Here is a 20,944-nt window from a genome sequence, read left to right as displayed (position 1 = left end):
ATTATAACTAGTAGAATGATTAAAATTAATATTTTATCTCTTTTTGTAGAAAAAATCTTCATCTTTACTTTAAACCTCTTTAATCTTTATATAAATTTATTTTCTTATCGCTTTGCAAATTTCACCCAATTTAATATTTTTAAGTAAATTACTTTTTATCTAATGAAATAGGCTACTATCCTTTGAAAATTATCAGTAAGGATCAAACCACCGATCAGCATCAGTAAAATCCCTCCAACCAACTCAATAATTTTAAAGTGCTTTTTAATTTTACTAGAAAAGGAATAAAACTTATTGATAGCCAGAGCAGTTAATAAAAAAGGGATTCCTAAACCGGCTGAATAAATAGTGAGTAATATAATACCCTGATAGACCGTCTCTTGAGTCCCAGCATAAATCAATATTCCCGCTAAAATAGGTCCCACGCAGGGAGTCCAGCCAAAAGCAAAAGCCAATCCCATTAAAAAGGGGCCTACAATAATGTTAACTGGTCTAGTCTTATTATAAACCCTTTTCTCATAATCTAAAAATTGTATTCTATACAAACCTGACATATGTATCCCGAAAATTATAATTATAATTCCTCCTACTTTCTTTAAAATAAAAGCCTTTTCTAATAAAAAACTGCCTAAAAAAGTAGCAGTAGCGCCTAAAAGAATAAATATCAAAGAAAACCCAAAAATAAAAAATAAAGAGCTTATAATAATGGTATTCTTATTTTGTTTTTTTCTTTTTTCTATGTCCTCTAAAGATATTCCTGAAATAAAGGAAATATACCCCGGCACCAGGGGTAAAACACAAGGAGAAACGAATGAAAAAAGACCAGCTATAAAAGCAGCCACCAAGGAAACCTCATTCACGCTTAACGTTGTCATTTTATAAGTACCTCTACAAACTAAACTTTAGCAAATAATAAATATTTATTAGTTAGTGATTATTTATGATTATTTTTGGCTTATTGTTTTTCTTTCTTATCCCTTGCCTTTTGTTTATAATCTTCAATAGCTTTAGATAATCCATCTGCCGCTAAATTAGAACAATGCATTTTAATGGGTGGAAGTCCGCCTAAGGCTTCAGCAACAGCTTTATTAGAAATTTTTAAAGCTTCACCAATCTCTTTCCCCTTGACCATTTCGGTAATCATACTGCTGGTAGCAATAGCTGCACCGCATCCAAAAGTTTTAAATTTACAATCTATTATCTTGTTATCTTTTACTCTTATATAAATTTTCATGATATCCCCACAAACAGGATTTCCTACTTCTCCAATACCGTCTGCATCTTTAATCTCTCCTACATTATGAGGGTTTCTAAAATGCTCCATTACTTTTTCACTATACATACTCATACGGCTACTCTCCTTCTTATACTAATTAAGTGAAAAACCAAAACCACAATTTAATACTTCAAAATCTACCAACCCATTAATTGAACGATTACATTAGTATTCAAGTTTTCAGTTATGAGTTTACAGTTTATTGTATTTTATTTTACTTCCACGAGCCCCTATCTCCTAAACACTATCTTTTCTTTTCTTCATTATATATCAAATACTATATACTTGTACTAACTTAGTCCTTCCCAATCACCATTAAATGGAGAGAGTACCCTTAATTTATTAATAATCCCGGGTAGAATATCTAATAAATAATTTACTTCTTTCTCTGTATTATCTTTTCCTAAAGTTAACCTTAAAGAACCATGAGCTATTTCCGGAGGAAGTCCGATAGCTAATAACACATGAGATGGTTCTAATGAACCAGAAGTGCAAGCTGAACCACTGGAAGCAGCAACTCCTTCCATATCCAAGCTTAACAACATTGACTCCCCTTCAATAAATTCAAAACAAAAATTAGCGTTTCCAGGTAATCTATTAGTTGGATGGCCGTTTAGACGAACATTTTCTATATTCTTCAAAATACCTTGAGTTAATTTATTTCTTAATATTTCGATTTCCTTCTCTCTATTTTGATTTAGCCTTTCTTTTGCCAACTCAGCAGCTTTACCTAATCCGACTATTCCTGCTACATTTTCTGTACCGGCTCTTTTATTGTTTTCCTGAGCACCACCATCTATAAAACTGGTGATCTTCGTTCCTTTCTTTAGATACAATACTCCTATTCCGTTAGGACCATAAAATTTATGTCCGGACATCGATAACATATCTACCCCTAAATCATTTACATCTATAGGAATATGTCCGGCAGTTTGAACCGAATCAGTATGAAAATATATTCCTGCTTTTTTTACTACTTTACTTATTTCCTTAATCGGTTCGATGGTACCAATCTCGTTGTTCGCATGCATAATGGTTACCAGTATAGTCTTGTCTGTAATCGCCCTCTCCACATCATCAGAGTCTATCAGACCATATTTATCCACTGGTAAGTAAGTAACTTTAAAGCCTTGTTTCTCTAAAAACTGACATGAATGAAGTACAGCGTGGTGCTCTATCTTCGAAGTAATGATATGATTCCCCTTTTTTTGATTAGCCCAAGCTATTCCTTTTATAGCGTGATTATCCGCTTCTGTCCCTCCTGCGGTGAAAATAATCTCCGAAGGGTTTGCTCCGATTAAATGAGCTACCTTCCCCCTGGCTTCTTCTACTGCCATTCTTGCTTCCTGTCCAAAGGAATATATGCTATTAGGATTTCCATATTTTAAATTGAAATAAGGTTCCATCACTTTCACTACCCCTACATCAGTAGGGGTGGTGGCTGCATGATCCATATAAATTTTTTTCATATAACCATTTTCCTCCTTTTACGGTCACGCAAATATCATGGTGAAAAAATTATATTATATATGAGTATTTTTGTCAACTTTTCTTAATTAAGTTTTTTATTATTTTCATGCTTTCCCTTTAGTGTATTCTTTGGCAATTCGCTCAATAAATTTCCCAGCTACATCTCTCTATTCTTGTTTATTTTCCATTTACTGTGAGCACCATACATCGTACTACTGTATACTATATTATTCTTTTAAGGAGTCAGGATTTACAAGATATAAGATAGGAATTCGTTTTTTTTCTACTGGTTACTATTCCTTTAATCAGCTAACTGGGTAAACAAATAACCGATTAACTCATTATTTTCTCAATACTAATTTATATGAACTTAATCATTCGTCCTAAAATGAATCCCACTAATATTCCAACGAGAAAAACAGTCGTCACTACTCGGGCATTAGCTACTTGTTTATAACCCTTGACTCTAATTAATGTCAAAGTAACCAGATAAGCTACTGCATTGATAGTAATAAAGAAAGGCCAAACGATTACTTTGGCAATAATTGGACCTATATAAGGAATTGATTGAATGATAAATATGACTTGAGAAAAAACTTGTACAATTGCCTCCATGAAAATTCCCAATAAAGCAACAATTGCTGTAGTTAGTATTTTATCTACTCCTAAATAAATCAACGCGTAAAAAACCGATATCATTATTAATATAATGATGACAATTTTTAAATCTTCCTTAAACTTTGGTTTCTTGAGCTTAGGCGTAAAATTTTTGCTCACTTTTTAAAATCCTTTATAATTTTAACTTTTCGATATAAATTTCCCTATTTTTATTATTGTTTCAACCTAGGATTTATCGCTTTCTGTAGATTGTTCGGCAGCTTCTTCTCTTTTTTCTTCTGCTCTCTCTTTAACAGAACTTATACCAATAATTATTGCAAATATTCCACCCATCAATAGGATAAAAGGTACCAATGCTGCTAAAGCTTTTAGAAACAATAACCACCATTTGATTAATCCTAATAATCCCAAAATTATAGCTGCTATCCCTCCTAAAATAATCCACATTTTATTTTCTCCTTTCTCAAACATATTTTAGCTTTATTCCTATTTACACCACTTTTATGCATTACCTATTATAAAAAATGTTGTATTGAAAAATATTTTTAATATTGTTGTCTCTTTGTAATTTCTATTTTCTAATATAATACCTAATCATTTGAAGTAAATTTGCTATTTTTTATTATTAATCTGAAGTTTTTATTACGCCCTGATACTGAAAGAATTGAATTCCCCCTTTTCTTCTTCCCATTCTACTTCCACTTTTTCTACAATCGCACTTTTTGGTCCTTGATGGCACCAATTTATTAGCTCATTAACTCTATCTTCTTCTCCTTCTATTATCAGCTCTACCTTACCATCCCAACAATTCTTTACCCATCCTGTGATTTCTAAACTTTGAGCGATATCCCTGGTATAATAACGAAAAGCTACTCCTTGTACTCTGCCAGAAATTAGAAGATGCGCTCTTACTTTTTTTATACTTCTATCCATACTTGTAATATCCCTTTATTTATATTACTATTTTACTCCAAAATGAAAAAAATAAAAGAATAATCTGATTTTAATTTTTATTCTACCTTAGTTTTTTCTAAAACTTCTCTTTTTTTACTCGATACTCAATGCAAATATTTTGGCTTTATACATAAGGAAAATTAAGATATAATAATTCATATAAAATAAAGCAGCATAAAGAGGTGAAGATTAATTTTAAATATAATCTTATTTCTTCTAACTATAATTTCTTGCTTTTTTGTGGGTGGTATTTGGTATGCCTTATTCCTAGTTACCATTCTACTCGCTCACGAATTAGGTCATTTTTTTATTAGTAAAAGATACGGAGTGGGAGTCACTCTTCCCTTTTTTATTCCCTTCCCTCTTTCTCCTTTTGGTACTTTAGGAGCAATTATCAAAATGAAAGGAACCATGCCCGATCGTAAAGCTTTATTCGATATCGGATTGGCTGGACCTTTTGTGGGTTTAGTTCTAACTATCCCCACTATAATAATCGGTCTTAAACTATCAGAAGTGGCAGTAATTTCTGAAATCGAAGGACCAGTCATACCTTTAGGAAGTTCTATACTGTTCTCTTTTATTGAGAAAATTATTTTTGGACATCTTCCGAAAGGGCAAGACGTAATTTTGCATCCTATAGCTTATGCAGGCTGGGTAGGATTGTTTGTAACCGCTTTAAATCTCCTTCCTGTTGGACAGTTAGATGGCGGACACATTATTTATTCTTTATTCGGTAAAAATAGTAAAATTGCTTACTATATTACCTTGGGTATTTTAGGTGTTATCTGTATATTTGTTAATCCATCGTGGACACTATTATTTATCTTACTCCTTATATTTGGATTTAATCACCCTCCGCCATTGGATGATCGTACTCCTTTAGATAAAAAAAGAAAAATATGGGGAATATGTGCTATAGTTTTTTGTATCTTGTCTTTTACTCCTATACCATTTCAAATACAATAATAAATGGATATATATTTATAATATTTATCACTTGCTAAAATAAACAAAACTTAACCCAACTCTTTCATAAAAGCAAAAAACTAACCTGAAATACTTGACAATTACTATCATGCATGGTAATATTTCTTAAAAATTAAATAGTATATTGGGAGTGTACCTAGGGTTCCGTTTTTTAAAGAAGTCTGGACCGAGCGGTACAAAGCATTTATTAATAAATGCCACACTTTTAGGAAAAAAGCCTGAAGGATAGGTTCCATAATTTAGAACTAATCCTTCAGGTTTTTTTATACAAAAAAATTTAAATTACAGGTAATCTACAATTCAGAACTTACGTATAGACTTATTTAATGCGGGAGGTGATGATAGGAGAATAAATACGTGTTTTGTTTCTACTTGGAGTCATTAAAATTAAATAGTAAAAGAGAGGTAAAATAATGAATAAGAAATTGTTAATTTTATTAATTTTAGTATGTTTTTTATTTTCTGTTTCAGTTGCTTCAGCCAAAATAATTAAAATTGGTGGAGTAGCTTGCCTTACAGGTGGTGCCGCTACTTATGGTGCTTCTACTCGAAATGGTTGTGTATTAGCCTTTCAAGAAGTAAATGATAAAGGCGGTATTGATATCGGGGGAGAAAAATATTTAATTCGTTACATTTTTGAAGATGACCAGGGTTCTCCCGAAGCAGCAGCTAATGCCTTTCGAAAGCTTATTGACCAAGATGAAGTAGTAGCCATTCTTGGCTCGGTAATGAGTAAATGTACCTTAGCCGGTGCACCTATTGCGCAAGATGCTGGCGTTCCGGTCATTAGTCCTACTTCAACTGCTGTTCAAGTTACCAGAACCGGTGACTATATTTTCCGATCTTGCTTTCTTGATCCTTTCCAGGGTGCAGTAGTGGCAACTTTTTGCACTAACGATTTAAAAGCAAAAACTGCTGCAGTAATCTTCGATAATGCCAATGATTACACTAAGGGATTAGCTGAAGCTTTTAGAGAAAGTTTTGAAAAATTAGGCGGTAAAGTAGTTGCTTACGAATCATTTACTGATGAAGATAAAACTACTGATTTCTCTGCACAATTAACTAATATAAAAGCAGCTAATCCGGACGTAATCTTTTTAGACGCCTATTACTCTGCTGCAGCTTTGATGGCAAAACAAGCTCGAGGTTTAGGAATAACCGTTCCTTTTGTGGGAGCAGATGGATGGGATTCAGCAGAATTTCCTAAATTAGGTGGAGAGGCAGTAGAAGGCGGATATTTCTGCAACCATTATTCACCCGAAGACCCCAGACCCATTGTGCAGAACTTTGTAAAAAAATATGCAGAAACTTACGGAGCAACTCCGGATGCCTTAGCTACTTTAGCTTATGATGCTGCTTTAATCCTAATCGACTCCCTGAACAGAACTGGTTCTTTGAATAAAGCAGACCTAAGAGACGCTATTGCTGCAACTAATTTAGAATGTGTTTCTGGTCAAATCACTTTTGACGAATATGGTGATCCTATTAAAAAGGCGGCGGTAATCAAAGTGGAAAACGGCAAATTCGTTTTCCAAAAATTTGTCCAACCGTAAAAATATGAACCGATCCAAAATTTTTTTTGGATATTAGATTATTTTCTACAACAGGACATTGCTTTTTGCAATGTCCTGTTGTATTATATAAAGCAATAATAAAAATAATTTTATAATACAAATAGGATAAAGATGACCAAAAAACAAATTTCTTCCTCTTTAAACAAAAAAATATTAACCTATGAAAAACTACCTAATTGGGCAAAATATACTTTTATTTCCGTTATTATCCTGATCTTTTTGCTTTTATATATATTATCTTTTGGATTTCAGTCCTTTTTTCAACAGTTGGTAAATGGAATCCAGTTGGGAAGCATTTATGCTCTGATAGCTTTAGGCTATACTATGATCTATGGCATTATCAAGTTGATTAATTTTGCCCATGGCGACCTTTTTATGTTTGGCGCCTATATCTCTTGTTTCTTGGGTAATTATCTAATTGCCCACAACGTTGGTTTTCCTTTTATAATCGTATTGATTTTTTCTATGACCGTAACCGCTCTGTTGGGAATGATTATTGAAAAAATTGCTTACAAACCTTTAAGGTTTAAACCTAGATTAGCGGCCTTGATCACTGCTTTGGGTGTTTCTCTTTTTTTGGAGAATTTTTTTGCTCTATCACCGCAAAATGTTCCCTTTCCTCTAAACAAGATTGTTTTTGGTCCTAAATTTATCCCCTTCCCCGCATTAATTGTCGAAAAAACTTTTAACATCAGCGGAATAACTATTAATAATATAAAGATTTTAGATGTTGCGGTAACCATTATTCTTATGATGGCTTTGCAATATGTTGTCAAGAAAACTATGATTGGAAAGGCAATGCGGGCGGTAGCCTTCAATAAAGATGCTTGTCTGATGATGGGCATAAATATAAATAACATTATCTCCATCACTTTTGGTATAGGAATTTCTCTTGCTGCTGCTTCCGGAACATTATATGCTCTAACCTATGGGCAATTGCAATCACCCTACCTGGGAATCTGGCCAGGACTTAAAGCTTTTATTGCGGCTGTTTTGGGAGGTATTGGCAGTATTCCGGGAGCCATGCTGGGAAGTTATGTAATGGGCATCTCCGAAACCTTTGCTACTTCTATTAATTCAAATTTTGGGTATGGAATTGCTTTCATAATACTGATAGTAGTTTTAGTCTTTAGACCGGCAGGACTCTTGGGTAAATTCACCAAAGAAAAGGTATAAACTAATGAAAATTATTAAGAATATTTTTTACTTAATTAAAAAATATTACAAATTTATATTAATTACAGCTCTTATTTATTTATTTTTTGAGATATTTAACGGTACTATTCCTATTGCCCCTCGCCTGTTTACCCGTTACTACATGCAGATTATAATGTTTGCCTTGATTAATATTATGATGACTGTCAGCTTGAATTTGATTAATGGATTTACCGGCCAATTCTCTATCGGTCATGCAGGTTTTATGTGTATCGGGGCTTATACTTCGGCTTATTTCACTACTATTTTATTTAAGGCAGCAAACATGGCTTATTTCCCTCAATTAGCACTTTTTATTTTTTCTTTAATTATGGGAGGATTGGTAGCCGCCTTTGCCGGATATCTCATCGGACTTCCCACCTTAAAATTAAGAGGAGATTATTTAGCGATAGTAACTTTAGCTTTTGGCGAAGTAATCCGTTCAGTTATTCGCAGCTCTGATGAAATTGCTGCCTTTTTAAACCAAATAGGTTTAGTAAGCTTTTCGGACACTATCGCTAAAATAAGTGGACCTCGGGGACTATCTTCTATTCCAAATCTTTCCAAATTTTGGATAGTGTATACAGTCTCAATATTATCCATAATAATTATGCGTAATTTCATTTACTCTACCCATGGGAGAGCTTGTCTTTCTATAAGAGAAAATGACGTTGCAGCAGAGACAATGGGTATCGATACCACCCGTTACAAAATCATTGCTTTTAGCATAAGTGCTTTTTTCGCTGGAGTAGGAGGTGGACTTTTCGCTCATGTCTTAAGATTTATCCATCCAGATAATTTTAGTTTTATAAAATCAATTGATTACCTCATCTATCTTTATGCTGGAGGAATGGGAAGTATCACTGGTTCTATTATTGCTGCCACCGGTCTTACTATTCTTCCGGAATTCTTGAGAGTTATTAATTTTCAGCAATGGAGAATGGTGATTTACCCCTTATTTTTAATTATATTAATGCTAAGAAAACCTGATGGCATCTTTGGTAATCGTGAATTTTCATTTTTAATTCCTAAAAAGAAAGAGGTAAATTAAATGACGATTTTGGAATTAAAAGATATGTGCTGCTATTTTGGTGGATTAAAAGCCGTTGAAAAATTTAATACTAAAATCAAAAAAGGGGAATTAGTTGGTCTTATTGGACCTAACGGTGCAGGTAAAACTACCGTATTTAATGTTATTACCGGTATCTATCCTCCTACCTCCGGAGAGATTTTTTTCCAAGGAGAATATATTGGAGGACTGCCTTCCCATAAAATTACTCAAAAAGGGATTGTTCGCACCTTTCAAAATATTCGTATTTTTCCAAACTTAACTGTTTTAGAAAACATTATAATTGCCTATCACTTCCGCACTCATTACAGTATTCTTTCAGGCATACTAAGAGATGAAAATTATCATCGTGAAGAAGAAGAAATGAATAAACAGGCGTTGGAATTGCTGCGTCTTTTTGATCTACATACTTATTACAATAATCCCGCTGGAAGTCTCCCCTATGGAGAACAGAGAAAATTAGAAATAGCCCGAGCTTTAGCGACTAAACCAAGTATACTTCTACTTGACGAACCGGCAGCCGGAATGAATCCTTATGAAACTATCAAATTAATGGAATTAGTAAAGAAGATAAAAGAAGATTTTCAATTAACTATTTTTTTAATAGAGCATCATATGCAATTTGTAATGGGAATTTGTGAAAGAATTATGGTAATGGATTTCGGAGTACAGATCGCAGAAGGAACTCCCCAGGAAATACAAAAAAATCCAACGGTAATCGGAGCTTATTTGGGAGAAGAAAAAAAAGATGTTAAAAATTCATAATTTAGATGTATCTTATGGCCCAATTCGCGCCCTCAAGGGCATCTCTTTCGAAGTCAAAGAAGGTGAAATTGTAACTCTAATTGGGGCAAATGGAGCCGGTAAATCAACTACTTTACGCACCATTTCCAATCTTCTTAAGCCCCAAGGTGGAAGCATTACTTTTTTAAATAAGGATTTATTATCTGTACCGGCCTACGATTTAGTAAAATTAGGCATAGCTCATGTCCCGGAAGGAAGAATAATATTTGGGCCTCTAACAGTTCAAGAAAATTTAGAACTTGCTTCCTGGGGGAGAAGAGATAAAATAGCTATTCAGGAAGATTTAAATAAAGTTTATGATTTATTTCCCTTACTGAAAGAACGAAAATTTCAATTTGGAGAAACCTTATCGGGAGGAGAGCAACAGATGTTAGCCTTAGGTCGTGGCCTAATGGCTCGAGCTAAACTTATGCTATTAGATGAGCCATCTATGGGCTTAGCTCCCCTCTTAGTTCAGGATATATTCCGAGTTATACGGCAGGCAAATGCAGAAGGCACTACTATTTTATTAGTAGAGCAAAACGCCCATATGGCTTTAGAAGTAGCTCATCGGGCTTATGTATTGGAAACGGGGAATATTATCTTAGAAGGTCCTGCGCATGAAGTCGCCAAAAATCCCAAAGTCATTAAAGCTTATTTAGGATAATTTCACCCCGAATATATTTACGCTATAAAATTTTAGAAAATTTATTGTACTATTCTTCAATCTAAATCTGTCTTATCTTCATTCCTTCTTTTTTTCACAATTTTTCTCTTCTTCATTATGTTGCTGCTTATTTGTTGCTTTTTCTATAGAATTAGATAAATATAAAATTATTTTAAAAAAAAGAAGGATTTTTTATTTTTATGTCGTATATATAAACGGTTGCTGTTTTGCCTGTCATTTAATACTGGAATTTCATTTTACCGAAATATTTTTATTTGCTCGCAAATTGTAACTATTTGATTATCTAAAAGAAGGGGGTGAAGTGGCTTGAATAAATAGTGAATTGCTTATCTTGGAAATATCGTGAAATATTACACTTTTTTTATTCAAGAAACAATCATAAAAATTTTCCAAAAATAAAAAACAAGGAGGCTTTTTAAATGGAAAATAAAACAAGGGGAAACTGGGGAACACGAATCGGATTCATCGCCGCAGCTGCCGGTTCAGCCGTAGGTTTGGGAAATATCTGGAAATTCCCATATATTACGGGAATGTATGGTGGAGCAGCTTTTGTAATTGTTTATTTACTTTTTGTCATTTTAATTTGTATCCCAGTGATGAATTCAGAATTATTGATAGGACGTCTAACCGGAAAAAACCCGGTGGGTGCATTTAAAGAATTAGTACCGAAAAGTTCCTGGTGGATTGTGGGAGCAATGGGAGTATTAGCTGGTTTTATCATTCTTTCTTACTATTCAGTTATCGGTGGATGGGCGGTAGCCTATATCTTCAAATCAGGCGCTTATATGGCAGCCGGAGCAGGGACTGAACAGGCAAATGTTTTTGTTAACTTCATTACTTCTCCTATTGCACCTATTGTTTGGCATGCCATATTTATGGCCATTTGTATAGGAATCGTTATGGCAGGTATTGAAAAGGGAATCGAAAAATATTCAAGAATCCTCATGCCTTCTTTAGTAGTATTACTCTTAATATTAATACTTCGTTCAGTAACCCTCCCCGGAGCAGGCAAAGGATTAGCTTTCTATCTAAATCCGGATTTTAGTAAACTATCTGCAGAGGGAATTTTAGCTGCTTTAGGGCAGGCTTTCTTCTCATTGAGTTTGGGTATGGGTTGTATGATAACTTATGGAAGCTACCTTAAAAAAGATTCGAATATTCCAACTGACTCTTATTGGATTTCCGGAGCTGATACACTAATCGCTTTCCTAGCGGGCCTTATGATTTTCCCGGCAGTCTTTGCTTTCGGTTTAGAACCGGGAGCTGGACCAGGATTAACCTTTATAACTATTCCAGCTGTTTTTGCTTCCATGGGAGCGATTGGTCACCTCTTTGGGATAATATTCTTCCTGTTGCTTACAGTTGCTGCGATTACCTCAGCAATATCGCTCCTCGAAGTTGTTTGCGCTTACTTTATTGATGAAATCAAATGGGACCGTAAGAAAGCAACCCTAATTATGGGAATCACTATTTTCTTATTAGGTGTTCCTTCTTCTTTGGGTCAAGGAGTATGGTCGGGTGTAAAGATTCTTGCCGGAAGAGATATTTTGGATTCGCTTGATTTTGTTGCTTCTAACATATTACTACCTTTAGGTGGTTTCTTAACTCTTATTTTCATCGGTTGGTTCTGGGGAACTGATAAGGCAATTAAAGCAGGGAACGAGGGTTCAAAAGGTCCTATTACCTTGGGAAATGGTTATCGTTTCTTGGTCAAATATGTTGCACCTATTGCTCTTTTCATAGTATTCCTAATGAAAATAACAGAATTTTAAACTAAAGGAAAAGAATAAAAATACCTGTCCTTCAAGAAGGACAGGTATTTTTATTCTTGAAGAAATATTAATCTATCTAACTTCCTAAGTGTCCTAAAGATTAAAGGGTAAGTAAAGTTTGAATTCCCAAAGTACCTGTTTTATTTTTTCTCTAGTTTCTTTTAACGCTTCTTCTGCGCTTTTTTCTAAATAAATTGTTTCTTTATCATCTAATGAAATTATCCTGTTATTCCGAATAAGTAGTGTAGATTTATTTCCCTCTACCAAAACATTTATTTCATAAGGAACTAAATCGATACTAAGAAATCTATCTAAATTTTGACTGGTTTCGACTATTTTAGAAAATATTTCTTCTCTCTGAGGATAAATCAAATCTAACACCGGTATATCATCGATATAGATAACACCTGTATAAAGGGAATTTTTTAATATATATTTAGAACTCACCTTAAGGTAATCCGTAGTAGCTCGCCTATTAATATCTATCCCCTTTTTTACAAGCATGTCTTTTACATAATTAATCCTGTTTTCAGTATCGGGGTGAGTCTGAAATATCCCTAAATTCAATTCAGGTTTGAACATTTCACTGGTATACAATCTTTCTAAAAAAGTTAAAAAACCTACCGGGTTATATCCTGTCCTAATCAATAGCGCTGCAGCAGTTAAATCTGCTTCCTCCTCATATTCTCGTCTATACTGATTCAGAAAAGTAATAGTAGTCAACTTCCCCAATAAAGCTACATCCGGTTCTCCGGTTAAAAGAACAGCTAAAATAGTGAGTAGACTATATTTAGTATTATCTCTGGTTTGTTTTAAGGCGTGATTGTGGACTATATGGGCAATTTCATGAGCTAAAATACCGGCGAGCTCATCATCCGATTGGATATGATCAAAAAGATCATAAGTCACGTAGATATATCCACCGGGGATAGAAAAGGCATTAGGTCCATCCACTTTTAATATTCTGAAGTGAAATAGCATCTCTTTTATTTCAGAATTTTCAACCAATTTATTACCTATCTCAGTAATTAATAAATTTTTACTTAAATCTTCAATTACTTCATATTTTTTCTCAATATCTTCAGAAAGTTTTTTCCCTAATTTCTCTTCCTTGTTTATATCTCTCTCAGTAGAAAATGAAAAAAAACTTAGCAGTAAAAAGGCTATTAAAATAACTCCTAATATGAACATTAATTTATTTATTGATTTTCTGTTTTTTCTCATTTTTGAACAAATTCTTGAAAATGCTCCAAAGCAAAACTCAGAGCACTCTCAAGCCCTTCAATTTTCTTCCCTCCGGCTTGCGCAAAATTAGGAGCCCCACCTCCTTGACCTTCAATAAATTTTGCTGCTTCCCTTACTAATCCATTCATATCATATTGCAAAGCCCGGGAGCAGGCAAATAATATCTTCGCCCCTCCGCCTTTAATCCCTGATAATACTACTACATTTTCGTCTAAATTAATAATCTTCTGAATTAATTCTCTTACTTCTTGAAAATTATCTTCCCCGAATATCTTTTTTATAATTTTTACTCTGTTATCTCTTAAAGAAGATTCTTCAATCAATTTATTTGCTTCATATTCCTGTAATGTTACTTTATATTTTTTTAATTCCTTCCCGGTTTCTTTTTTTTCCTCAAGCATTCTTTCTATTGCTTCTCCCAGTTCAGAATCCTTAATAGTTAATTTATTCGAAATGTCTTTAATTATTTCATTCTTTCGGAAATAATCTTCCCACGCACGCTTACCGCAGATAAACTCCAGACGGATTTTGTTTCCTCTCTTTTCCCATTTGGTAATTTTAATCATCCCCACTTCTCCGGTGGCTCGACAGTGAGTTCCTCCACAGGCAGAAATGTCGAAATCTGCCACTTCAATTATTCTTATTTCTCCTGTTTTTTCAGGTACTTTTCTCAAATTCAATCTCTTTAATTCCTCTTCTCCCTCCACAAAATAACAATTTACCAGCCTATTATCAAAGATAATTTTATTAGCACATTCCTCTGCTTTTTTGGCTTCTTCTTCGGAAAATTTTTCCTTTGCAATATCTAAAGTACAAATTTTTTCTCCTAAATGAAAAGATAGGGTTTCAACTCCCCACATCTCCATTAGAGCTCCAGATAGGATATGCTGCCCTAAGTGTTGCTGCATGTGATCAAATCTTCTCTTCCAATCTATTTTTCCTACTACTTCGGAATTTATATTATCTTTTAGTTCTTTTTTTAAAATATGAATTATCATATCGCCTTCTTCTACTACTTCAACCACAGGAATATCCTGGATTACTCCTTTATCGTAGGGTTGACCCCCTGAAGTAGGATAAAAAGCGGTTTTATCCAAAATAACTGCCGGATGATTGTTTATTTTAACCTTCTTTAATATTTTGGCTTTAAATTCTTTTAAGTAAGAATCTTGATAATACATTCTTTTGGTCAATATTTCTCTCCTTCAAATTTCAAAAAATTCCTGAGCATTTAATGAAGTAATTTCGGCAACTCTCTCTAAAGATACTCCTTTTATTTCTGCAATCTTTTCGGCAATCAAAGGAATATACTTCGGTTCATTAGGTTTCCCTCGAAAAGGATGTGGAGTTAAATAAGGTGAGTCAGTTTCTAAAACTAAATTTTCCAACGGTACTTCTTTCACTATATCTCTTAACTTAACTGCATTGCTAAATGTTACTACTCCTCCTATTCCGAGATAATAACCTCGTTCCCTGCATATTTTTGCCATATTTAAATCTCCGGAAAAACAATGCAAGAGTATTTTTATTCCTTTGGTTTCCTCAGCTAGAAGTTTCAAGATGTCCTGATGGGCTTCACGGTCGTGGATAACAAGAGGTAAATTTAATTTCCTAGCTAGATTGATCTGTTTCTTAAAAGAATTAAACTGACAGGGCAAGGGACTGTGTTTCCAATAATAATCCAAACCTGTTTCGCCAATAGCCACCACCTTATCCTTCTTAGCTAATTTCTCTAATTCCTCAAAGTTTTCTGCGTCTAAAAATTTTGCTTCATGAGGATGAAAACCTACCGCTGCATACACTCCTTCAAAACGAGAAGTAAATTCCAGGGCAACTTTACTGGATTCCAAATCAATACCTATGGTAACCATTTTAGTTACTTTATTTTCTGCTGCTTCTTGTATTACTTCCTGGGCATTCCTCTTTATTAAATCAAGGTGGGTATGGGTCTCTATAAAAAATATGCTTACCCTAATCACTTCCTCTGTTCTTTTGTTTGTTATTTTACCAATCTTTTAGTTATTTATCAATTCGATTAGCTATTTCCAAATATTTATACTTTTGTCTTTAATTTACTTAGTTTGACCGCTGTACCATAGGCTAAAAGTTCGGCTGCACTGCCTATAACGCTGGTCGTCACAAAACGCACATTAATAATGGCATCTGCTCCCAGTTCTTCTGCCTGAGCTATCATACGGTTCGAAGCTACTATGCGAGCTTTTCCCATCATCTCGGTATACTCAATCAACTCACCACCAAGAACAAGTCTCACTATAGCAGATAAATCCCTTCCAATCCAAATGGCAAAGATAGTATGTCCTTTGACCAAACCTAAATTCTTAGTAATCTCACTACCCGGTACTTCTGCAGAATTCTGAAGCAATATACTAGTTTGTGCCTCACAACTTGCTAATTCTTCTTCCTGAGCTTTGCTCTTTTTCTGTTCAAGGGCTACTGTTAGTAAAACCAGCAGGATACCTCCTAAAAGACAATAAATAGAAATCTTCAGCCACCACGGCAAGGAAGGCTCCTGATATATATGCCAAAGCCCTCCTACAAAGATAGCAGTAAAGAGTCCAATTACAAAAGCAAGTGAACCAATCAATCGAAAAAATCTCATGATTTCTACCTCCTTATAGAGAATATTTTTTATAGGTTCCAAAAGCTATAGTCTTCTAATTGCTGGTGGGTACTTCACTAATCATCACGCTGTTACTTGGCTCGTATTGAGGAAGAAGATAATGTTCCCGCTCCTGCCTAAAACTCTTCAATGCGGGGGTATAGCAGGCAACGATCTGCTGTGGTGTGAGCCCCTCTTCCAGGTAGCAGCCGATCTTATCAGTTCCCATTATTTTGTCGAAGGTAACAACACTGTTTGATGTACTCTTAGGAACCTTAAAATCTCCCAGCATAAAAGCGTAGGCCAGTGCATAAATACCACTCTTCGCCGGATTAAAGGAGTAAGGATCACGGACCTCCAGACGGACACCCCCCGCCGTCCCACGTACTTCCGGAGTAAAAAGCACTCCGGGTAATCCCGCCCCGTTGAGCATTTCGGCAAAACGGATGGCATCGAGACCTTTCCCGCCAACCCAGCAGAATTTCTCCGCTTGAAAAACACCTGTCCCCTCTCCCAAACCGGTCACCATATAACCATAAAGGGAGCTAAGATCGGGAATGTTAGGAGAAGTTTGAATAAAAGGTAAGCCAGTATCCAGGAAAACCATATTCCGATGGTAATCTTCCATGGGAACAATAGTGAGATCTGCCCCGATATGACGATTAAAGAAAAGGGCGAGCTCCCCGGCGGTCATGCCGTGAGCCATAGGCAGGTTGTCCACTCCCATAAAAGATTTATAAGGGTCTTCCAGCACAGGACCTTCCACGATCATCCCTCCCAGGGGATTAGGGCGGTCGAGAACAATTAACTGTTTGTTATACTTCTCCGCAGCTACCAGGCAGTACTGGAGCGTGGACATATAAGTATAACTACGAGCACCAATATCCTGAATATCAAAAAGAAGTACATCGATTCCCTGCAACATCGCCTGCGTAGGCATCCTGGTATTGCCATAGAGACTGTAAACAGGAACTCCGAAACGGGGGTGTATGTAGGACTCCACCCACGCACCTGCTCTAATTGTTCCGTCGATTCCATGCTCGGGAGCATAAAGAGCGACCAGTTTAGTGCCTTCGGTAGCAGCTAAAATATCGATAAAACTAATCCCCCGGCTATCCACACCTGTTTGATTGGTAACTAACCCTACTTTCTTCCCGTCAATAAGATAATGATAGCTTTCCAATAATACCTCATTGCCTAATTTTATCGCTGCCCTTGTATAACCTTTCTCTACAGCTGAAAAGCTTAGGGCAATTACTACAAGGAATAGTAAGTAAAATATTCTCCTTATTTTTTTCTTACTCATACTCATGCTTTTTTCTGGCTTTCAAAATCTGAGAATGCCCAGTAACCTAAAATAATCAGGTTTATCGGCGAAATAATAGATAGTACCCCAAAAAGAATCGGGTTCTTTCCGTGTTTGGCTGCTATCTTGCCAAAACATACAGCAATATAGATACATATTATCGCAGTTATTATCCAACCTAAAGTATTCATATAAACCGTTCCTTTCTCTTTTAAACTTTAACTTATTAGGCTATATTATCTACTAATATAACAGAAAAACTCATATGTTGCCAGCTATCAGTTTAGTCATTTCTTCATTTAAATCCCAATTTAGTTTCTTGTACATAATATTTCTTACCTTTTTTAATAATGGTATGTCCTTCTATCTCCAGCAGCTCTTTCTGTCTTTCCACGCCATGGGGATATTTTTCATTTAGTTCGTAATTGTTTTTAACAGTGCGCCAGTAAGGAACATTATTTTTAGTTTCCTCCGCCGCGTTAGCCGCAGTCATGATGAATATGCCTGTAGTCAGGGTACAACAATATTTTGTCTTATATTTTTGTGCTAATTTTTTACAAATCTCATTTAAAGTAATGAGTTTACCTTTTGGTACTTTTTTCATTATCTCATTTACTTCTAATGCTGGAGCAAGAACAACGCTATCACCCGGTTGAGCACCCATTTTTACCAATGCTTTTCCACAAGGAAATTTAGGATCAAATTTCAATATTTTAGGAAAATTCTTACTATCTTCTAATTTTTCTTGCCAAGATTTGCGTTTGTAAGACATATTTTACCCTCCAAAGTTTAATTTATCGAATTTCTCTTTGTATAATAATAAAAGCACTAATCATCTCCTACTCTTAGTTAAAGAAAAAGACCTTCTATAGTAACCTCTATCCTTTAACTATCATTTGTTGACCAAATTTTATCATCAAGCACCTCTTTTGGTGATATAATTATATCAGATTAGTTGATTAATTACAGAGTATCAATCACTGTCCCCTAACACGTTTTATTTTGGAGTATTCTCCGAGCTTATAGTATAAATATTTTCTTTTTCCAGATATGAATATCAGGAGGAATGAAAATGGAAAAATTATTTGGTTTATGGGTCGATCATGAAAAAGCTATTATTGTCAGTTTGATAGATGGAAGCCACAAGGTTACCAATGTAGAATCAGATATAGAAGGACGATTTCGACTAAAAGGTGGTTCCCGATCTAATACGCCCTGGGGCATACAAAGTGCTACTTCAGAAAGCAAAAGAGATTTTCGCTATATAAAACATCTTAATATCTATTTTCAACATATTATTGATTTACTTAAAGACGCAAAACAAATCTATATTTTTGGTCCGGGTGAAGCAAAATTTGAGTTAAAGAAAAAGATAGAAAAAAATAATATTCTTTTAGACAAGATCTCCGATATTGAGACAACCGATAAATTAACTGAACCGCAGATTGTAGCAAAAGTAAAAAAATATTTTGAGGAAGAATAAGAAAGGAAAAAAGGAGTTAGGTCTCGACATTTGACCTAACTTCTTTTTTACGGCAATTCCTGGGTTCAGGCTTCACGAGTTTACAAAATCTAAAACGTAGAAATGTGAAGTTGCTAAGGTTAATTTCTAATCTTATTCTCAAAAAAATTAGAAAAAGTTATCGAATTAGTGAGATGGTAAGCCCTTACCACAGGCATAGCTAAATTTCTAGATTAGTTCTTGAAATATAATTTCAAGCTCTTTATTGAACTCTTCTATTGATTTGATATTTGAAATGAATAAGTACCTAACCTTTACATTATTTTGCCTAGAAAATTCCAATACTTTTCCATTTGCTGTAGGTATAGCTTCTGGATACATATCTTCTAACCTGCTCTTAGGAACTTTGCGGATACTTATAAATAAAATGTTTCGATTAACTTGTTTGAAAAATTCCAAATGACCTATTCGAAGCCAATTCATTGTTTCTATGTAATTCAAAAACTCTTTTGTAGCAGACAATGTAATAAATAAAAATATATATTTTTTAGATTCATTGAGGGTTTTCGAATAAAATTTATCAATACCTGGCATATAATCATAACTGCTTATATTTAATTTGTTTCCAGCCCAAGATCTTTTTTTTAAATATTTTAGTAGATGCGTTTCGATTTTTATTTGCTTCTCTTTTTGAGACAATCTTGAAAAATCTAATCGGCTTTTCTCTTGTTTGCGCTCTTTTTCGATTCTTTGCATCAATGGTTTTGAGATAAATTTTAACCGCGATAATAATTTTCTCTTAAAAGTATCAATTCTGCTTGTTGAACTCCATGGAATTATATTTTTCATTTGCAAGTCAAAATGTACCTTAAAATTACCATAAACATCTTCTGCTTTGGGTAAAAAGTGGTCTTTTCGGGCAATAAATATCACAGATTTTCCAAGACCTTTGAAATAGCCTGCTTCATAATATACAGATGGGCGCGCATATGTTAAATCAGCAATACAAATATCGCATTTTGAGATTAGTTCGATAATTTTATTATCTATATCATCGTTGTGTTCGATTTGGTCAACCCTGTATGGCCTTATTTCCATTGATTTGAGAACTGGAAGTACAGCATTCTGATAAATTTTATCTACATCTTCTTTTCCAAAAGCACATGCCACAAAACAACTAATTTTTTTCAATTTGACTACTCCTAATTTATGAGAATCCTCTAACTTTATTTTAATAATATTTTCCAATGATGATCTGGAGTCAGATTTCACGAGTTCACAGAATTATAAACGTAGAAATGTGAATTTATAGAGCTTGATCCCTTATCTTAACTCTCTGCTCCATTCTTATCGGAGAAAATAACGATTTTAACTATTTATCCTTATCCATATTTTTATTTATTCTTTTTTAAATTTATTTTAATTTTTGCAAAATAATTTTGAGCATGAATAACATAATTTAGAAAAAGATTTTTTTTCTTAGCTAAACTAACAAATTTTTCAAAATACTCATTAGCCAATAAATAATCTTCTTTTTTAAAAAAGTTTATTAATCCCAAGCAATACCATAATTGAATCTTTTCTCCTTTCCTTTCTAAAATATTTAGGATAAATTCTTCAACTTCAATTGGAACAATCAATGCTGCGGAACCCTTGAATGCTTGTTGATAAACATGATAAACTTGCGCCAAATCATTCCCGTGATATGCCAATAAAAAAGCTTTACTATACAACCAAGTAGCGTCTTTTTTACTCTTTGCTATATTAATTTCATTTAACGCACTTTCTATATCCCTACTTTTTAAGAAAAAATAAATTGCCTTCAGTAAATGGGCATCATAATTATTAGGTTCATATTTTTGAATAATTTCAATGAAATAATTCATTTTATCAATATTCTTTTCATATACATATTTTATTCTAGCT

The 20,944-nt window shown here is 34.2% G+C and carries 22 protein-coding genes; 8 read left to right on the top strand and 14 right to left on the bottom strand.

Annotated features, from left to right (window positions below; all coding sequences use genetic code 11):
* Positions 1-155 precede the first annotated feature (155 nt).
* The 6 genes from ENO17_02860 to ENO17_02835 form a co-directional block, all read right to left on the bottom strand.
* Entirely contained in the window at positions 156-875 is a 720-nt protein-coding gene (locus tag ENO17_02860; GenBank protein ID HER23977.1) for a cytochrome c biogenesis protein CcdA, read from the bottom strand.
* A gap of 80 nt (positions 876-955) precedes the next feature.
* The gene (gene nifU, locus ENO17_02855; protein HER23976.1) at positions 956-1,342 is read right to left on the bottom strand and encodes a Fe-S cluster assembly scaffold protein NifU; all 387 of its coding nucleotides are present in this window, start codon (positions 1,340-1,342) and stop codon (positions 956-958) included.
* 224 nt (positions 1,343-1,566) lie between these two features.
* Positions 1,567-2,745: a cysteine desulfurase NifS gene (gene nifS, locus ENO17_02850; GenBank protein HER23975.1), complete on the bottom strand. Its 1,179-nt coding sequence runs from the start codon at positions 2,743-2,745 to the stop codon at positions 1,567-1,569.
* A 361-nt stretch (positions 2,746-3,106) separates the two neighbouring features.
* Complete coding sequence (locus ENO17_02845) at positions 3,107-3,523, bottom strand: hypothetical protein (protein HER23974.1); 417 nt, start codon at positions 3,521-3,523, stop codon at positions 3,107-3,109.
* Positions 3,524-3,589: 66 nt separating this feature from the next.
* Entirely contained in the window at positions 3,590-3,835 is a 246-nt protein-coding gene (locus tag ENO17_02840) for a hypothetical protein (protein ID HER23973.1), read from the bottom strand.
* Positions 3,836-4,006: 171 nt separating this feature from the next.
* On the bottom strand, positions 4,007-4,297 hold the full coding sequence (locus ENO17_02835) for an acylphosphatase (GenBank protein ID HER23972.1): 291 nt from the start codon (positions 4,295-4,297) through the stop codon (positions 4,007-4,009).
* A gap of 420 nt (positions 4,298-4,717) precedes the next feature.
* On the opposite strand from ENO17_02835, the gene ENO17_02830 reads away from it, so the two are divergent.
* From ENO17_02830 to ENO17_02800, 7 genes are all read left to right on the top strand, one after another.
* Positions 4,718-5,284: a hypothetical protein gene (locus tag ENO17_02830; GenBank protein HER23971.1), complete on the top strand. Its 567-nt coding sequence runs from the start codon at positions 4,718-4,720 to the stop codon at positions 5,282-5,284.
* A gap of 434 nt (positions 5,285-5,718) precedes the next feature.
* The gene (locus tag ENO17_02825; protein HER23970.1) at positions 5,719-6,858 is read left to right on the top strand and encodes an ABC transporter substrate-binding protein; all 1,140 of its coding nucleotides are present in this window, start codon (positions 5,719-5,721) and stop codon (positions 6,856-6,858) included.
* Between the two features lie 132 nt (positions 6,859-6,990).
* Positions 6,991-8,055, top strand: a complete 1,065-nt coding sequence (locus tag ENO17_02820; GenBank protein ID HER23969.1) for a branched-chain amino acid ABC transporter permease — start codon at positions 6,991-6,993, stop codon at positions 8,053-8,055.
* Positions 8,056-8,197: 142 nt separating this feature from the next.
* Positions 8,198-9,124 (top strand): branched-chain amino acid ABC transporter permease, encoded by a 927-nt coding sequence (locus tag ENO17_02815; protein HER23968.1) that lies wholly within the window; start codon positions 8,198-8,200, stop codon positions 9,122-9,124.
* Positions 9,125-9,907 carry an ABC transporter ATP-binding protein gene (locus tag ENO17_02810; protein ID HER23967.1) on the top strand — a complete coding sequence of 261 codons (783 nt, stop codon included), beginning with the start codon at positions 9,125-9,127 and terminating at the stop codon, positions 9,905-9,907.
* Positions 9,891-10,592 (top strand): ABC transporter ATP-binding protein, encoded by a 702-nt coding sequence (locus ENO17_02805; GenBank protein ID HER23966.1) that lies wholly within the window; start codon positions 9,891-9,893, stop codon positions 10,590-10,592. The genes ENO17_02810 and ENO17_02805 overlap by 17 nt, the downstream gene beginning before the upstream one ends.
* Before the next feature lie 440 nt (positions 10,593-11,032).
* Positions 11,033-12,385 carry a sodium-dependent transporter gene (locus ENO17_02800; protein ID HER23965.1) on the top strand — a complete coding sequence of 451 codons (1,353 nt, stop codon included), beginning with the start codon at positions 11,033-11,035 and terminating at the stop codon, positions 12,383-12,385.
* Between the two features lie 93 nt (positions 12,386-12,478).
* Here ENO17_02800 and ENO17_02795 read toward each other — a convergent pair whose 3' ends face one another.
* From ENO17_02795 to ENO17_02765, 7 genes are all read right to left on the bottom strand, one after another.
* Complete coding sequence (locus ENO17_02795) at positions 12,479-13,609, bottom strand: hypothetical protein (GenBank protein ID HER23964.1); 1,131 nt, start codon at positions 13,607-13,609, stop codon at positions 12,479-12,481.
* Complete coding sequence (locus ENO17_02790; protein HER23963.1) at positions 13,606-14,823, bottom strand: hypothetical protein; 1,218 nt, start codon at positions 14,821-14,823, stop codon at positions 13,606-13,608. The genes ENO17_02795 and ENO17_02790 overlap by 4 nt, the downstream gene beginning before the upstream one ends.
* 12 nt (positions 14,824-14,835) lie before the next feature.
* Entirely contained in the window at positions 14,836-15,642 is an 807-nt protein-coding gene (locus ENO17_02785) for a TatD family deoxyribonuclease (GenBank protein HER23962.1), read from the bottom strand.
* A 41-nt stretch (positions 15,643-15,683) separates the two neighbouring features.
* A complete protein-coding gene (locus tag ENO17_02780) occupies positions 15,684-16,250 on the bottom strand; it encodes a YbjQ family protein (GenBank protein HER23961.1) in 567 nt (188 codons plus the stop codon).
* Between the two features lie 55 nt (positions 16,251-16,305).
* A complete protein-coding gene (locus tag ENO17_02775) occupies positions 16,306-17,556 on the bottom strand; it encodes a DUF1343 domain-containing protein (protein ID HER23960.1) in 1,251 nt (416 codons plus the stop codon).
* A gap of 2 nt (positions 17,557-17,558) precedes the next feature.
* Entirely contained in the window at positions 17,559-17,747 is a 189-nt protein-coding gene (locus ENO17_02770) for a hypothetical protein (GenBank protein HER23959.1), read from the bottom strand.
* Between the two features lie 104 nt (positions 17,748-17,851).
* Positions 17,852-18,328 (bottom strand): MGMT family protein, encoded by a 477-nt coding sequence (locus tag ENO17_02765; protein ID HER23958.1) that lies wholly within the window; start codon positions 18,326-18,328, stop codon positions 17,852-17,854.
* 300 nt (positions 18,329-18,628) lie between these two features.
* Here ENO17_02765 and ENO17_02760 point away from each other — a divergent pair, with 300 nt between their 5' ends.
* On the top strand, positions 18,629-19,039 hold the full coding sequence (locus tag ENO17_02760; protein ID HER23957.1) for a hypothetical protein: 411 nt from the start codon (positions 18,629-18,631) through the stop codon (positions 19,037-19,039).
* A 207-nt stretch (positions 19,040-19,246) separates the two neighbouring features.
* Here ENO17_02760 and ENO17_02755 read toward each other — a convergent pair whose 3' ends face one another.
* On the bottom strand, positions 19,247-20,209 hold the full coding sequence (locus ENO17_02755) for a hypothetical protein (GenBank protein HER23956.1): 963 nt from the start codon (positions 20,207-20,209) through the stop codon (positions 19,247-19,249).
* Positions 20,210-20,944: the final 735 nt, after the last annotated feature.

Source organism: Candidatus Atribacteria bacterium, assembly GCA_011056645.1.
Classification (GTDB): domain Bacteria; phylum Atribacterota; class Phoenicimicrobiia; order Phoenicimicrobiales; family Phoenicimicrobiaceae; genus Sediminicultor; species Sediminicultor quartus.
Note: the sequence above shows the minus strand (reverse complement) of the source record. Positions and strands in the feature narration are given on the sequence as shown.

Bases quoted from the DNA above. Each gene is read 5' to 3' on its own strand.
- ENO17_02795 (HER23964.1), bottom strand. From the start codon at position 13,609: ATGAGAAAAAACAGAAAATCAATAAATAAATTAATGTTCATATTAGGA.
- ENO17_02820 (HER23969.1), top strand. From the start codon at position 6,991: ATGACCAAAAAACAAATTTCTTCCTCTTTAAACAAAAAAATATTAACC.
- ENO17_02815 (HER23968.1), top strand. From the start codon at position 8,198: ATGCAGATTATAATGTTTGCCTTGATTAATATTATGATGACTGTCAGC.
- ENO17_02825 (HER23970.1), top strand. From the start codon at position 5,719: ATGAATAAGAAATTGTTAATTTTATTAATTTTAGTATGTTTTTTATTT.
- ENO17_02830 (HER23971.1), top strand. From the start codon at position 4,718: ATGAAAGGAACCATGCCCGATCGTAAAGCTTTATTCGATATCGGATTG.
- ENO17_02800 (HER23965.1), top strand. From the start codon at position 11,033: ATGGAAAATAAAACAAGGGGAAACTGGGGAACACGAATCGGATTCATC.
- ENO17_02775 (HER23960.1), bottom strand. From the start codon at position 17,556: ATGAGTAAGAAAAAAATAAGGAGAATATTTTACTTACTATTCCTTGTA.
- ENO17_02770 (HER23959.1), bottom strand. From the start codon at position 17,747: ATGAATACTTTAGGTTGGATAATAACTGCGATAATATGTATCTATATT.
- ENO17_02860 (HER23977.1), bottom strand. From the start codon at position 875: ATGACAACGTTAAGCGTGAATGAGGTTTCCTTGGTGGCTGCTTTTATA.
- nifU (HER23976.1), bottom strand. From the start codon at position 1,342: ATGTATAGTGAAAAAGTAATGGAGCATTTTAGAAACCCTCATAATGTA.
- ENO17_02760 (HER23957.1), top strand. From the start codon at position 18,629: ATGGAAAAATTATTTGGTTTATGGGTCGATCATGAAAAAGCTATTATT.
- nifS (HER23975.1), bottom strand. From the start codon at position 2,745: ATGAAAAAAATTTATATGGATCATGCAGCCACCACCCCTACTGATGTA.
- ENO17_02810 (HER23967.1), top strand. From the start codon at position 9,125: ATGACGATTTTGGAATTAAAAGATATGTGCTGCTATTTTGGTGGATTA.
- ENO17_02780 (HER23961.1), bottom strand. From the start codon at position 16,250: ATGAGATTTTTTCGATTGATTGGTTCACTTGCTTTTGTAATTGGACTC.
- ENO17_02840 (HER23973.1), bottom strand. From the start codon at position 3,835: ATGTTTGAGAAAGGAGAAAATAAAATGTGGATTATTTTAGGAGGGATA.
- ENO17_02835 (HER23972.1), bottom strand. From the start codon at position 4,297: ATGGATAGAAGTATAAAAAAAGTAAGAGCGCATCTTCTAATTTCTGGC.
- ENO17_02765 (HER23958.1), bottom strand. From the start codon at position 18,328: ATGTCTTACAAACGCAAATCTTGGCAAGAAAAATTAGAAGATAGTAAG.
- ENO17_02805 (HER23966.1), top strand. From the start codon at position 9,891: ATGTTAAAAATTCATAATTTAGATGTATCTTATGGCCCAATTCGCGCC.